Source organism: bacterium (assembly GCA_016702305.1).
GTDB lineage: Bacteria > Electryoneota > RPQS01 > RPQS01 > RPQS01 > JABWCQ01.
In genome coordinates this window covers 275,911-290,303 of record JADJEH010000017.1, presented here as the reverse complement: position 1 = coordinate 290,303, position 14,393 = coordinate 275,911, and the positions used below count along the sequence as shown (strand labels likewise).

The window sequence follows — 14,393 nt, the reverse complement described above, 5'->3', positions numbered from 1 at the left end:
ATCAGACCAAACCAACCACGGAGATTGACTGTATGAAGAAAATAATTGCTATGCTGCTGTTGGTCGGTGCGATGGCGCTGGCCCTGCCGTCTGCGGTGCAGGCCCAGCCTTGTGTCCCGACTTTTAACGGCGCCCCGTTTACGTTGAACACTGAACTTCTGCTGGGCCAGTCGGCCTGCATCAAGGTGTGCCCGATGAGCTTCGTCAACTTCCTGCTCCTTGGGGCAGACCGCGATGAAGCCGGTATTCCGGTTCTTCTGACAGCGGCCGGATGCAACCCCATGAGCACGAATTGTGACGCCAATTGCAGCCCTGTTACCCCGCCGAGCGTTTTCGTGCTGGGTGGCGGCGTCTTCTTTCCGGACGCAGGCGACTGGGCTGGTTACAACGAGTGCATGGAAATTGCCTACCGTTGGAACCACGACGGCTACTGGGAAATCGAAATCTTCAGCCTGTGTGAAGGTTGCTTCTGCTTGACCTTTGACGATCAGTTGGACGTGGAGCTGTCGAGCTTCACCGCCGTGGCCGGCGACGGCTCGGTGAATGTCGCCTGGACGACCGCCAGCGAATCGCAGATGGATCAGTTTAACGTCGTCCGCGACGGCGTCATGGTGGAACAGGTCAATGCGACGAACAGCGCGACCGGCCACACCTACTCGTGGGTGGACACGGACGTGCGCAATGGCGAGACCTACCACTACACGCTGCAGGGCGTGGACCTGAGCGGTCAGACCTCGACGTACGCGACGGCCAGTGCCACGCCGGGTTCGGCGGGTGCGGTGGAAGATTTCGGCCTGGCGCAGAACTTCCCGAACCCCTTCAACCCCGAAACGAGCATCAGCTTCTCGCTGCCGGTCGCTTCGAACGTTTCCCTCCGCGTGTTTAACCTTGTCGGCCAGGAAGTCGCCACGCTCGTGAGCGGCCAGACGGCGGCAGGTACGCACACGGTGAACTTCGACGGTTCGAACCTCACCAGCGGCATGTACATCTATCGCCTTGAAGCCGGCGAATTCAGCGCCACTCGCAAAATGGTGTTGATGAAGTAGTTCCCGCCTCTCTTTCGATACAAAAGCCCCTCGGCTCACGCCGAGGGGCTTTCTGTTTCTCTAGCTGTTGGCCAATCTCCGGCGCTATCGGTGCCGGAAGCGGACGCTAACGTAGATATGGAAATACTCCGCCAGGATGTGCGCGACGATGGGAAACAGCGCCGGGACAAAGCCCAGCAGCTTGTATGGCCAGGGAGCGGCGGCAATCAGGATGGCCAGAATCGTATTGACAAAGGCTCGGGCGCCCGCGCTGCCGATGATCTCACGCCGCTCTTCGTCGTCCTGTGCATGCAGCAGCGCAGTCCACGCGTCCCGCAACGCTCCGAAGATATTCAGAATCGGCAAGACGACCAGCAGCCACCAGAGTTGGAAAGAGTCCATGTCAGTACATCGAATCGCGCTGGACTTCTACCGATTCTATTGCCATATTAAGGGGCAGGGTCATCAGAATGCGGATGATATGCTCATTCAGCCGGGTCCCGGTGCCGACGATCTTCACGCCGGTCCGGCTCCAGATATCCTCGGCCAGGATCATCCCTTCATGAAGGTCTGAAATCCGGACGCGCCGCGTTGGAATACCGACCTGCATCGTGGATGTGGCCAGCGTCGCGTAATTCTCGACCAGCCCGACGATCATCGGGTCATAGAGAATCCCGCGGCCGCGCCCCAGAATGTGTACCAGTTCATCGCGGCCCTTGATTCCCATTTCGGTGATCATACCGAACGCTCCGGCAACCCGCAGGATGCGTGAGCCGAGCGGAATCTGATGCGAGAACAGCCCCATTGCACCCGATCCGTCGAAGTTCTCGAGATGATGCTCGACGATCTTCGCTGCCGCCGTAAACACCGGGAATTGCCGCAGCACGCGCGCCCCGAGCATCGGATAGCGGTCGTACATACTCTGTTCATTTTCCGAGCGTTGATCGCGCGGCGTGAACAATATCTTGTCGGGCAAGCCGAGCTTGCCTATTTCGCGCATGCGCGCCGCGAGCTGCAGTGTATTCAGCTCTTCGCCGCCCATTCCGAGATGCGAGGCAATCCACAGACATGCCTGCACGACCCGCTCCGCGCGGTCGCGATAGTCGGGCATGCGCAGCGCTAACAGGTGTTCCATCATCTGCGCGAAGTCATCGGCCGAATGCTTAAGCCAAGTGCCCATGCCGTTGGCGCCGGTGCCCGGCGGCAGATTGCAGAGCGCGGCCGGGCTGGCCAAGAGCGACAGCAGTGAACGGAAATCCGGCATTGAAATCGTCGCCGTCACATCGCACATCAGCCGATCACTCGGTCCGGTGCCGTAGCCCACGACGGGCAGCATTAACGTCGCCACGCGATCAATCGCTACATGGCCTTCGTGGTCGAGCGGCGCTCCGATGACAATCACCGCCGGATCAAACTGTTTGACGGACAAGTCCGGATCGTGACCGCGGCGTATGCAGCGCGTTTCACACGCCAGATGCACCACTTCAGGCGCGCTGCGTTCATCCGGATGCAGGAGATAGAGCGCTCTGACGCGCAAGTTCGAGCTCACTACTCATCTCCCTCTTTGTCGGTGGCATAGAGCGACACGCGGAATTTCTGCGGCTGTGCGTCCGGCGTCGCAGGCGGCGTCTCTTTGTCCTCGATGCCGTAAAAACTCAACTTGCCCAACGCGATATCCATACCTTGATCTGAGACCAGCAGCATCGAAATGCGCCGGTTACGTGAATCCAGCGGATCATCAAAGCGCGGGCGCCGGTCGGCGAAACCGCGCACCATTAACACTTTATCTTCGGCCAAGCCCGCGCCTTCCAGCACGCGTCGGGCTTCGTTGGCGCGCTGCGTCGAGAGTTCCCAGTTGGACATGCCGTCACTCGAGAACGGCACGGCGTCGGTATGGCCTTCGATGATCAGCTTGTTGGAGACCTTCTGATACTCGGCGGCCAGCGCTTTCAACGCTTCAATGAGTTTCGGCGAGAGATTTGAGCTGCCCGATTCAAACAGCGGGGCTTTCTCGCCTTCATTGATCTCGACGCGCAGGCCCTCGTGTGATACTTCGATGGTAATCTGATCGCGCATGCCGCTCAGCACTTCGTTCTCTTCAATGACCTCTTTGAGGTTCTGCGCTTCGTTCTCCAGCGCCTGGTCGGGCATGGCATAGCGCTGCAACGACGTCGGCAGTTTGATGATGGACTTGCTCTGCGCATTGCTCAAGGCGTCAGCCGGACCGGCGCCGAGCAGCGCTTTACCGGTCGGATCCCGGAAGTAGCCGCCGATACCGCGCTTCACGTCTTCCGACTGACCGAGAATCCAGAGCACAATAAAGAGCGCCATCATTGCCGTCACAAAGTCCGCGAAGGCTACCTTCCACGCACCACCGTGGTGAGCATGGCCGTGGCCCTTCTTGACAATGCGTATGACAGGTGGATCGTTGTTATGCTCAGCCATCTTGTCGGCCGGTTACTTGGCGTTCTTGGCGTCCTTGAGGAGCTTCTCAGTCTCTTCAAAAGACGGGCGGTCGGAGTGAAAGATCGAACGTCGCGCGAATTCCACGGACACGGACGGCGCCATGCCCTTGGCGAAGGCGCAGATGCCTGCTTTGATCACGTGCAGCAAACGCGAGTTATTGCGGTTGCGCGCTTCGAGGTTGGCGGCCATCGGCGAAAAGAAACCGTAGGCCATCAGCACGCCAAGGAACGTACCGACGAGCGCGGCGGCGACGTGACCGCCCACGACCGCCGGATCGCCGTCAATGTGACCCATTGTAATAATGATACCGAGCACGGCGGCCACGATACCAAGTCCGGGCAGCGCGTCCGCAATCTTAGTGATGACCGTCGCCGTAATGCCCGCTTCTTCGTGATGCGAGTCGATTTCCGCATCCATCAGCATCTCAATTTCGTGCGGCGGTACGGACCCGGCCAAAAACAGCTTAATCGTGTCACAGATGTACGACACTGCGCCGTGATCGTGAGACACTTTAGGGTATTTTTGAAATATCTTGCTCTTGTGCGGGTCATTCACGTGCGACTCGAGCGCGATGATACCGTCTTTGCGGGCCATTTGAAACAGCTCGTTGAGCAACAGCAGCGTTTGAATGTAGGTATCTCGCGACGGGCCCATGTTGCCCTTTAAGATACCAACAATGTCCGCCACGAGATTTTTTAAGGTCGCGATCGGCACCGAGATCAGCAGACCGCCGATCGCGGCGCAGCCAATCACAATGAACTCAGATGGCTGGAACAGCACACCAAGGCTGCCGCCTGCCATCATGAATCCGCCCAGCACGCCGCCGAGCACAACGATGATTCCAACTATTGCCATAGCATCTTAAGGAAGTGGCTTCGATTCTACACAGTAAATTAACATGCGTCCGATTCCACACTTCGCAACAGCCGTGCCCCCTGTGCTGTTGCCCCACATGATCGCGCTTCCAAGCATCACATGACCGAAGCCATGCTACAGCATACGCTCTACACGGGTCAGCTTGCTTCGCTTGAAGCCGAGCTGCCGGAGGTTGTGCGTGCGCTTCAATCGTCTGATCGCCTTGCGGAGACGTGGGTCGTTGTACCGAATCAACTGACCCGGCTGCATCTGCGCCGCGTTTTCACGCGGTCGCTGGGTGTGACGGCGAACATTCGCGCCCTCACGCTGCACGAGTTGATGCGCAAGCTCGCCGAACCGCTGTTGCTGCGCGACGGTTGGCGTACGCTGCCCGAGAGTATCGTGGATCCGCTGCTGGCGCGGATCGTTGAGCGGTTGCAAGCCCGCTTGCAATATCTTGGACCCGTGGCCGCGACGCGCGGATTTCGTATGGCGCTGATGCGCACATTTCAAGAGCTTGTCCTTGCACGAATCGCGCCGCAGCAGTTGAACCCGGCACAGTTCACGCAGAAAGAGCGCGCCGCCAAAGTCCGCGACCTCATCCTGCTTTGCGACGCCATCGCGGCGGAATTGAGCAGCTTGCGGCTCTGCGACCGCGCACTACTTCAACAGTTAGCCCTGACCGCGGTCACTCACGACACGCCGAAGCTGCCGCCGCTGGTACTCTATGCTCTGTATGAGCTGCCGCCGCTGTCACGAGCCATACTTGAGTCGGCCATGAGGGCGACTCACACCACCGCGCTGCTGCCATTTATTCCGGATGACGCCGACTACAACTACACAGCGCCGCTGCGCCAATGGTACCTTGATCGCGGCTGCGCAGAACAACGGCTGACGGACAACGCGCCGCCGCCCGAACTGCACTTTGTGAAGGCGCCGGACGACAGTGGCGTCGCGGCGGAAATACTCCGTGATATTCTGTACACGGCGCAGACTCCGGACGTTGCCATTGTGCTGCCGCCGGGCGCACGTGGTCTCGCAGCACTGCTGGAAGACCAATGCGCGTTAATTCCGCTTACGCCGTATCAGTATCAGGCCAAGACGCTGGCGCAATCCGCCGCCGGTGCGGGCTTCGCGGCGTTGGCCGATTTGCTGGACGGTGAATTCACGCTCGCCTCCGTACAATCCTTCCTCGCGGCATCGCCTTTCAATAGCGATATCGCCGCCGATTGCGGAACGTGGCATCGGCTTGCGGAAGAGGCGCGTATCCGCGCCGGCGCCGCGCAATGGCGGACACGGCTCGAACAGTTGCGCTCGCGCTTGCAATACCGTATGGAACGCATCGCCGAACGCAGCGGCGACGAAGAGACTGCCACGCTCGCGGCGGTCAAGGAATCGTTCGCGCAGTGCGAGCGGCTGCTCATGTTTGTCGAATCTCTTGTCGCCGTGATCACGGCTGCGCGAGCCGCGACCGACTGGAGCCGGGCTGTTGCGTTACTCTGGGACTTCTACGTATCGCGCATCGTGCTGGATGAATCGTTCGCCGATGTAACCGTGCAATTGGAACAAGCGGCGCTGTTGGATCATGCCCGTGTGCGCTGCACGCCGACCGCGCTGCGTGAGTTTATGTTGGCGGCGCTGGAAACGCCCGGTGAACGTCTCGGCACGTTCGGCAGCAGTACGCCGCTGATTGCGGCGCGTGAGCAGTTTTTCGGTGCGCGCTTCGACCACGTCTTCCTGCCCGGTTTCAACGAGGGCACGCTGCCGCACGCCGACCGCCAGGATCCGCTTCTGCTCGATGGCGACCGCGCGGTGATTCGCAACGAACTTCACTGCGACCTGCCCGCGCGCACGGCCTGGCAGGATCGCGAACGCTTCTTCCTGGCACTGTCGTTGTCGTCAGCCACGCGGCATGCGTATCTCTGCATCGCGCGCGCCAACACAGAAGGTCGCCCGCAGCTCGTGTCGTCTTACGCCACGGAATTGTTGCGCAGCCTCCATCCGGACGCCGATCCCGCCGACGATTTTGACAAACTTGCGTATCGCGATCCCCGGCGCTGTCGAATCGTCTCGGCCAATGCGTTATCCGGCGTGCCCCGCGAAGTCGCTCTTCATATGGCGGAATTTGACCGTCTGTCGCTGGGTCGGGCCTTGAGCGAGCGGACGATCGCGCCACTGCGCCACTTGCGCGGGAATCCCCGCTGCGTTCGGGCTCTGCGGGTGGAAGGGGCGCGCTTTCTTTCCTCAACTTTCACACCGTACGACGGTTTGCTGACGAGCGAAGCAGCCCGCGCTGATCTCACGCACCGCTATGCACCTGCGCACGTGTTCTCTCCGACGCACCTCGAGCGCTACTGGATGTGTCCGTTTCGCGCCTTCGTTGAACGTGAGTTAGAGGCGTATGCGCCGGAGGAACTGTCGCCGCTCGCGCCAGTCACCGCACTCGACCGTGGTCAATTGCTGCACACGATTCTCCAACGCTACCATGCCGACCGCCTCAATTTGCCGTTCACGGCGGACAATTTTCAATGGAATGATCTCGCCGTTGTGACACGCACCGTGCTTGCGCAGTTTGCGCGCCGCAACGATATTGGATCGCGCTACGCGGCCGAGCGCTTGGAGCGCGACCTGCTGGACGACCTTGCATATTATCACCGCGAATTGTTACATTCGAGCACCACGCTGCGGACGCGTCACGTCGAAGAGTCATTCGGTTACGGTGAACCGCCGTTCCCCGATGCCGTGCGGTTCATCGCGGCAAACGGCGAACACATCAGTTTCGGCGGTCGCATTGACCGCTGGGATGGCGACGAGCATGGCCGCGAAATCGTGATCACAGACTACAAGTCCGGCAAGCAACCGCCCAAGAAGTCGCGCGCCGCACAGTGCCGTTTGCAATTAAGCGTCTACCATCTTGTTGCCGGTCAGACGGAGCCGAACGCTACGGTCGCCAGCCGCTATGTCTACTTTGGAGACTTGAAGGAAGAGACGCTGATTAATCAGGTCGAGCGTGATCAACGCCTGCACGTGGCGGTTGATCTGAGCAGCGATTTGCGTCATGGCGTCTTTGTGGCTCATCCCGACCCCGGCGAACACGGACTTTGCGGACGTTGCACCGCCAAGCTCGCTTGCGGAGCACAGCGTCACGCGGCCAAAGAAATTTCCAGGGCGACGATAGCGGGATTGCGTTGCGAGCGGAGTGCTCCTACGGATGAAGGGGAGGACGCCGATGCTGCGTGACCAGTCCGCGCGCGATCATGCCGCGCACACGCACAACGAGACGATGCTTGTCGAAGCGGGAGCGGGCACGGGCAAGACGCGTCTGCTGATTACGCGCATTCTCGCGTTGATCGAAGCCGGTGTGGCTGCCGACCGCATCGCCGCCGTGACGTTTACAGTGAAAGCAGCCGGTGACCTAAAACAGCGGCTGCGTGCCATGCTTCAGACGACGGCGCAGACAGAACGCGTTCGCGCCGCGTTGAACGCACTCGATCGCATGACCGTTTGCACGATTCATGCGCTGGCCAGCGAGATGCTGCGTACACTGCCCGTTGAGGCCAATCTTCCGCCGGATTTCATTGCTCTGGATGAATTGCAGCAGCGTGCGCGGCTCTCGCAGTTTCGTGACAACTGGTTGGCCGCCGCGCTCGACCGCGACGTGCCGCGCGCCTTCGAGATCGCCGACGCTTGCGGATGGAACCTATTGGATAGCGGTGGCAGCGGCGTGGCGTCGCTCTTTAATGAGCTCGTGCAGGCGCGGATCAGACCCGCGGAGATTGTCTTCGTTGCAGCAGACGGGGATGCGCTCAACTCCATCGCCGCCGACATGATCGCCGCCGCGCAGCGCTTTCTTGCACACGCGGGCAACTGTCGCGTGCAAGACGACGGGATGATGCTTGTCATTGAGGGTGTGCGCTCCTGGCTTCAAGAGCAACCTGCCGAAATCTATTCCGTTACCGGCGCGCGTTGGCTAAGGGCTTTGCGGCTTGGCAATAGCAGAACCGGAAAGCAGGAGAATTGGTGTGACAAACAGGCGATTGCGGCAGCGCGAGACGCCCAAGCGCAACTTGCCGACATCTCGGCGCAGGTCCGCTCCACGCTCGTCAACAATATCGTCCGCGAACTCGTCACGTGGATAGGTCCGGGGATTGATGAATATCGCGCCGCACTTCGGGTGCAAGGCGCGCTGGGCTTCGACGATCTCTTGCTCTATTGCCGGGACATGCTGCGCGACTCGCGCATCGCCCGGGACTTTTTCAAGAAGCAGTACGACCACATTCACATAGATGAGTTTCAAGATACCGATCCGTTGCAGGTCGAAATCGCCTTCTACCTCTGCGAGCAGGACGGTGACTTCGCGGCCGATTGGCGCAATGTAAATCTCAAAGCGGGCAAACTTTTCATTGTTGGTGATCCGAAGCAGTCTATCTATCGTTTTCGCGGAGCGGACATGCTGGTCTATCGTGATGTGGCCCAGCGCATCGCCGAGGCGGGGCGTGTGCTGGCGATCTCGACGAATTTCCGCAGTCGTCCCTCCATCGTGCGGGAAGTGAACGCGCTGTTCACACCAGTGATGAATTCGCAGGATGAACATATTCCGAGCTATGAGCCGTTGGTCGCGCATGATGGCGCACAGCACGCGGCGGACGCCATTGAATTACTGCTGCCGCCGTCCGGTTACACCCGCCACGATAAATCCGCCGTCACCAGCGGCCGTTGGGAAGCCGCAGCCATCGCCGAGCATCTCGTCCAACGCCGCGTCGAGGGGCATCGCTACGGCGACACGGCGATTCTCCTGCGCAAAGGCACGCGGTTAAACGACCTGCTGGAGGCGCTCAGCGCGCGCGACATCCCCTTCGTGAGTTTCATGAACAGCACGTTCGCCGAGCGCGTCGAAGTCGAGTCGCTGTTGACGATGCTGACGGCGCTCGCCAATCCGCAGCACACGGTCGCTGTGGTCGGCGTGCTGCGTTCGCCGTGGTTTGCGTTGTCCGACGACGAGCTCTATCAGCACAAGATCACCGGCGGATCGTTTGTGTACACCATCGCGCAGGGCGATGATTCGCCGGTCGTCCGCGCACTGGCGGAGTTGCGTGTTTGGCACGAGCGCGCCAAGCGGCAACGCGCATCCGCGCTGGCCGAGCGGCTGCTCGCAAGTTTTTCGCTCGATATCGTGTATGGTTTGAAATCGGACGGCATGCAGCGCGTGCAGAATCTTCGCACCGTGGTTGCCATTATTCGCCGGCTCGAACAAGGCGGCGTGACCGCATTGTCGCGCATCGTGGAGTCGCTGAACGAAATGGATAAGCTCGTTCAAAGCACCGAGCTCGACGCGAGTGAAGGACAAGAAGATGCCGTGCAGATTCTCACGATACACAAATCGAAGGGCCTTGAATTCGCGACGGTGTATCTGTACGCGTATTCCGACAAGGAGCGCGACCAAGCTGGTTGGCTGTTGTCTCGTCGCCACTCGCAAGGGCCGAATATCGCCTTCAGTAAATCCAAGAAGGCCGAACTCTTTACGACAAATTATGCGGAGGCCAATACGCTTGAGACAGCGGCGACCCATGCGGAGAATGACCGCCTGCTTTACGTCGCGTTGACGCGTGCTTGCGACAAGCTCGTCGTCCCAATGGGCTGGCGCCGCTCGTCCCGGAAGAGCGATTTGAATCCTGATCGCCCGGCGGTGCTTGCGGCGCGGTATTGGCCCGCGGCTCATCCCGAGATCGTTGCGGGGCAGCACGAAGTGGTCAGCGCACAGAGTGCGAGCGAGCCCCTGCGCGGATTTCGGCCATACGCGCACACGTTGGCTCTTACCGAAGACGCAGGTCCCGCCGATGCGACCGAATTGCAAACGTGGGCAGCCGTTCACGACGCGCAGATCGCTCGTTTGTGCGCGGCGCCCGTATCTGCCGACGACGATGTGCCGGTCGTCGCGTGGGAGCAGGTTCGCGCGCGCCGGTTCGGCACGTTTATGCATGCCGCGCTGGAACGACTTGCCCATCAGTCTGCATTTGCTGACGCCTGGCGTGCCGCCGAGGCCGCTGTCGTGCTGGAAGCGGATGCGCAGGCCGAAGCGCGATCACTGCTTGAACAAATCATGGCCTCCGCGCTCTTCGCGCACGAATTGCCGCGGGCTCGCCGTGTTCTGACCGAACTCCCGCTGTTTGCCGCGCCGCAGGGCGTCGTTCAGCAACGCGCGGTGGACTTGCTGTTTGAAAATGAGCACGGCGAGTGGATTGTGCTCGACTATAAAACGGACCATTTGCTCTTAGACCAGGCCGCGGCCCGGGCGGAAGTTCATCGCCCGCAATTGCAGGACTATGCCGCGCTGCTGCGCGAAGTGATCGGTCGCGCTCCGGCAGAATTGCGCGTCTATTTCCTGCGGCCGAATGTGCTCTACCGTTTGCCGTAAAACAAAAAAGCGGCTGACGCTTGCGCGCCAGCCGCTTCCATGTATTAAGCAGGGTAGCTTACTTCATCAACACCATCTTCATCACGTCGCTGCCAAAAGCGCCGCGCAACTGTGCGAAGTAGACGCCCGAGGACAGACCGCTTGCGTCGAACTCGATGTCATGCACGCCGGCTTCAACCATGCCGTTCACGAGGTCGGCGACTTCACGACCCGCGATGTCATACACCGTCAACTGCACTTCCGTGGCGTTCGCCAGCGCAAAGCGAATGTTCGTCGTCGGATTGAACGGATTCGGGTAGTTACCGACCAGTTCATACGACTCCAGCACCGGCGCGACGGGGGTCGCGGCTTCAACTTCGACGGTGCCGAACACCTGACGGACGCCGTTCACATCGTAGCCGGCCAATTCGTACGAATAGCCCGAGTTGTTGATGTTGCGATCCACGAACGAGTAGTCGTGACGCGCTGCGCTGTTCCCTTGACCGTTGACAACGGCCACGGTCATCCAGTCGTCGCCGGTCAGATCACGGCGCGAAACTTCAAAGCGGTCGTTGTCCGTTTCCGAGGCGGTGCTCCAGTTCAGCGCGATGCCATCGGCGCTGCGGCTCGCTGAGAACGACATCAGCTCCACGGCGAACGGGAAGTCGCCGCAGTATGCGCTCAACGTGTATTCCTTGTGAATGTCGGTGCGGCTGTCCACGATAACCCAAATGCCGTTGGCGTCGTCGTCCACGATTGCATTGCCATTGGCCGTCGAGAACTCCAGCGTGTGATAGTCCGAACCGATGCAGCGATTGGCGTCGCAATCTTCCAGAACGACCAACACGAGGTCATCGAGCAGCGAGTTGGGGTCATCCTCCCAATCCAGCGTCAGCGTGAACGGATCGCCGGGGTTGTGAATACGGTAGATATCCGAGCGGCCGCGCCAGCGCGACGAGTCCGGGCCCGGTGTGCAATAGTCCGAGCTGCTGCCCAGGTGCCGATAACGCGAAACGTCATCATGCTGTGACCAAATATCTGCCGTGATCGTGAACCCGCAGTAGATATCCAGCGGGTCGCACCAGGCATTTGCTTTTGTGGCACCGAAACCCACAATCAGGGTCAGTGCAAATACTCCTACAACAAATTTCAGCTTGTTCATGTTGCTCCTCGGCGGTTGATTCCATCAAGACATTTTTGCTTCAATTTACGCTACAATATACGTTGAGAGATGGCAACGAGACAAGGCAAGAGCAGGCTTTTCATTAGGATAACACTATACATACCATGTTAAATATGAGCGTCACAACTAAGCCAAGGCCCCCAATAGACATGCACAAATATTGACCCGATAGACGACGGTTGTGAAGAATGGGTCACTTTGCAAAGTGCACGAAAAAACTCCCAGTCAGTCATGAGCGCATGCCTCTGGCTGGGATGCTACGCAAAAAAATGCGGCCAGCAGATTAGTGCTGACCGCATGAATTCAGTCATGCTGACAACTTTTACGGACCCAGCCGGAGGTACTCGACGACAGAATTCCAGTGCACGGTGATTTGCGTGCGCTGGTGATCCATACAGACCACTGTGAGCTCGTAGTCACCGGTGAGATCACTCGGATCTGGAGCGACATACGCAAACGTGGACCAGTTACGTCCGGAAGGCGGACTTAAATACGGATGACCCATGGGATCAATCAACTGCGACACCAGACCATTCAGGCTGTTGGCGTCCACGTCTGGGAAATAGCCGTACTCTGCGTCATGCATGGCAATCGCTTGCCGGAGCACTTGCAGGTCGGAGAGCGCCGCGCCGACGTAGGCGCGATTGTGAACTTTGAAGAACTCGGTCATCGTGATCATGGACAGAATGCCGATAATCACAACGACGAGCATGAGTTCAAGTGTTGTAATGCCGCGCTGATTCATGGTAGTATCGGGTTGGGTGATTCCAGTTCCTGCTTACGCAACTGCGGGGCCAACAATTTCGAGTTCGCAACTAACTGAGAACGCATCAGTTGAAAAATCGCCGCTGTATTCTTGCAACATCTGGGTGACGGCGATTTGCAACCATCCGTGGAGTAGATGTTGCAATTCAATGCGCGGATAACTTTCACATCGGGTCACTCCAACTTTCCCGGGTCAAGGCCGGACATCGCGAATGTCATCACAAAAGTACGATTTAGTTGTTCTCGGCAGCGGCCCCGGCGGTCAGCGCGCCGCCATCGCTTCCGCAAAATTGGGCCGCAATGTCGCCATCGTGGAGCGCATGCGCGAGTTGGGCGGCGTCTGCGTGGCCACGGGAACAATCCCCTCTAAGACGATGCGCGAAGCCGCGATTCACTTAAGCGGAATTCAGGAACGCGCCTTTTATGGATCCGCCTATCGCAACAAGGAACACATCACCGCCGACGACCTGCGGCATCGCACTCAGATGGTGATGATGCGCGAATGGGAGGTCATTCGCAATCAATTGACGCGCAACAACGTGACCATCGTGGTCGGCGAAGGGCGATTCGTGGATGCGCATACGATCGCCGTCGAGCATCACGGCGAAGTACAAGAGCTGTACGGTGAGAACATCGTGATTGCCGTCGGCACGCGTCCGTACATGCCGCCGGGCATTGAGCATGACGGCCTGACGATACTCAACGCGGACTCAATTCTCGACGTGCGCCAGATTCCGCGTTCGCTGACCTGTATCGGCGGCGGAGTCATCGGGCTGGAGTATGCGAGCATCTTCGCGGCGCTGGGTGTGCATGTCACGGTGATAGACCAGGCCGCTTCGCTCTTGAACTTTGTGGACACCGAAATCGTGGACGCACTGATCTATCAATTGCGGCAGTTGAACGTGGTCTTCCGGCTCGGCGAAAAAGTCGAAGACGTCAAAATTGACCGCACGGGTGAAACGCCGCGCGCCGTCACGAAGCTCGCGTCCGGCAAGATCGTCGTCTCGGACGCCGCGCTCTATTCCGCCGGCCGCCAAGCCAATGCCGACCTGATCTCCGCTGATAAGGCCGGCATCGAAGTGGACAATCGGGGCCGGGTCAAAGTGAATTCACGCTGCTGCACCAACCTCGACCATATCTACGCGGTCGGGGATGTCATCGGCTTTCCCGCGCTGGCCAGCACGTCCATGGAACAGGGCCGCATGGTCGCTCTCGATTTGTGCGGAGTGCGCGACGATCGGCAGGTGGCCGATATCTATCCGTACGGCATTTACACGATTCCCGAAATCTCCACCGTCGGCGCGACGGAAGCACTTCTGACGCAGGAGTCTATTCCCTATGAGATCGGGGTCGCGCGCTATCGCGAAATCGCACGCGGGCACATTCTCGGCGACGAAACCGGCGTCGTCAAACTCATCGTGGCCCAACAGTCGCGCCGTCTGCTCGGCGTGCACGCGATCGGCACGGGCGCGACTGAACTGATTCACATCGGCCAGGCGGTGATCGCGCATAACGGCACGATTGATTATCTCATCAACGCGGTCTTCAACTACCCGACCTTAGCCGAGTGCTACAAGGTCGCGGCGCTCGACGCCTCAAACCGATTGGCCGCTTTGAACGCGGTCAAGAAACCCGTACCGGCTCCCGCCTCGTAGCGCGCCGGTCGCTCGCCGTTCCGAAAACATCAACGCCCGCCGAGGTTATC

10 protein-coding genes are annotated in these 14,393 nt (G+C 59.5%); 4 read left to right on the top strand and 6 right to left on the bottom strand.

Going from position 1 to position 14,393, the window contains the following annotated elements:
- Positions 1-32 precede the first annotated feature (32 nt).
- Complete coding sequence (locus tag IPH10_12365) at positions 33-1,046, top strand: T9SS type A sorting domain-containing protein (protein MBK6911701.1); 1,014 nt, start codon at positions 33-35, stop codon at positions 1,044-1,046.
- An 84-nt stretch (positions 1,047-1,130) separates the two neighbouring features.
- On the opposite strand, the gene IPH10_12360 is transcribed toward IPH10_12365, so the two are convergent.
- The 4 genes from IPH10_12360 to motA are packed head-to-tail and all read right to left on the bottom strand — an operon-like array spanning position 1,131 to position 4,346.
- On the bottom strand, positions 1,131-1,427 hold the full coding sequence (locus IPH10_12360) for a hypothetical protein (GenBank protein ID MBK6911700.1): 297 nt from the start codon (positions 1,425-1,427) through the stop codon (positions 1,131-1,133).
- 1 nt (position 1,428) lies between these two features.
- On the bottom strand, positions 1,429-2,574 hold the full coding sequence (locus IPH10_12355; GenBank protein MBK6911699.1) for a hypothetical protein: 1,146 nt from the start codon (positions 2,572-2,574) through the stop codon (positions 1,429-1,431).
- Entirely contained in the window at positions 2,574-3,470 is an 897-nt protein-coding gene (locus IPH10_12350) for an OmpA family protein (GenBank protein MBK6911698.1), read from the bottom strand. The genes IPH10_12355 and IPH10_12350 overlap by 1 nt, the downstream gene beginning before the upstream one ends.
- Positions 3,471-3,482: 12 nt before the next feature.
- Entirely contained in the window at positions 3,483-4,346 is an 864-nt protein-coding gene (gene motA, locus IPH10_12345) for a flagellar motor stator protein MotA (GenBank protein MBK6911697.1), read from the bottom strand.
- Positions 4,347-4,466: 120 nt separating this feature from the next.
- Between motA and IPH10_12340 the strand changes: the two genes are divergently transcribed.
- Both IPH10_12340 and IPH10_12335 read left to right on the top strand, forming a co-directional pair.
- Positions 4,467-7,586: a PD-(D/E)XK nuclease family protein gene (locus tag IPH10_12340; GenBank protein ID MBK6911696.1), complete on the top strand. Its 3,120-nt coding sequence runs from the start codon at positions 4,467-4,469 to the stop codon at positions 7,584-7,586.
- Positions 7,576-10,761 (top strand): UvrD-helicase domain-containing protein, encoded by a 3,186-nt coding sequence (locus IPH10_12335; GenBank protein ID MBK6911695.1) that lies wholly within the window; start codon positions 7,576-7,578, stop codon positions 10,759-10,761. The genes IPH10_12340 and IPH10_12335 overlap by 11 nt, the downstream gene beginning before the upstream one ends.
- A gap of 58 nt (positions 10,762-10,819) precedes the next feature.
- On the opposite strand, the gene IPH10_12330 is transcribed toward IPH10_12335, so the two are convergent.
- Together IPH10_12330 and IPH10_12325 are read right to left on the bottom strand one after the other, a co-directional pair.
- Positions 10,820-11,902 carry a T9SS type A sorting domain-containing protein gene (locus tag IPH10_12330; GenBank protein MBK6911694.1) on the bottom strand — a complete coding sequence of 361 codons (1,083 nt, stop codon included), beginning with the start codon at positions 11,900-11,902 and terminating at the stop codon, positions 10,820-10,822.
- A 343-nt stretch (positions 11,903-12,245) separates the two neighbouring features.
- Positions 12,246-12,668 (bottom strand): hypothetical protein, encoded by a 423-nt coding sequence (locus tag IPH10_12325; protein MBK6911693.1) that lies wholly within the window; start codon positions 12,666-12,668, stop codon positions 12,246-12,248.
- Positions 12,669-12,900: 232 nt separating this feature from the next.
- On the opposite strand from IPH10_12325, the gene sthA reads away from it, so the two are divergent.
- The gene (sthA, locus tag IPH10_12320) at positions 12,901-14,343 is read left to right on the top strand and encodes a Si-specific NAD(P)(+) transhydrogenase (GenBank protein MBK6911692.1); all 1,443 of its coding nucleotides are present in this window, start codon (positions 12,901-12,903) and stop codon (positions 14,341-14,343) included.
- The last annotated feature ends 50 nt before the right edge of the window (positions 14,344-14,393 follow it).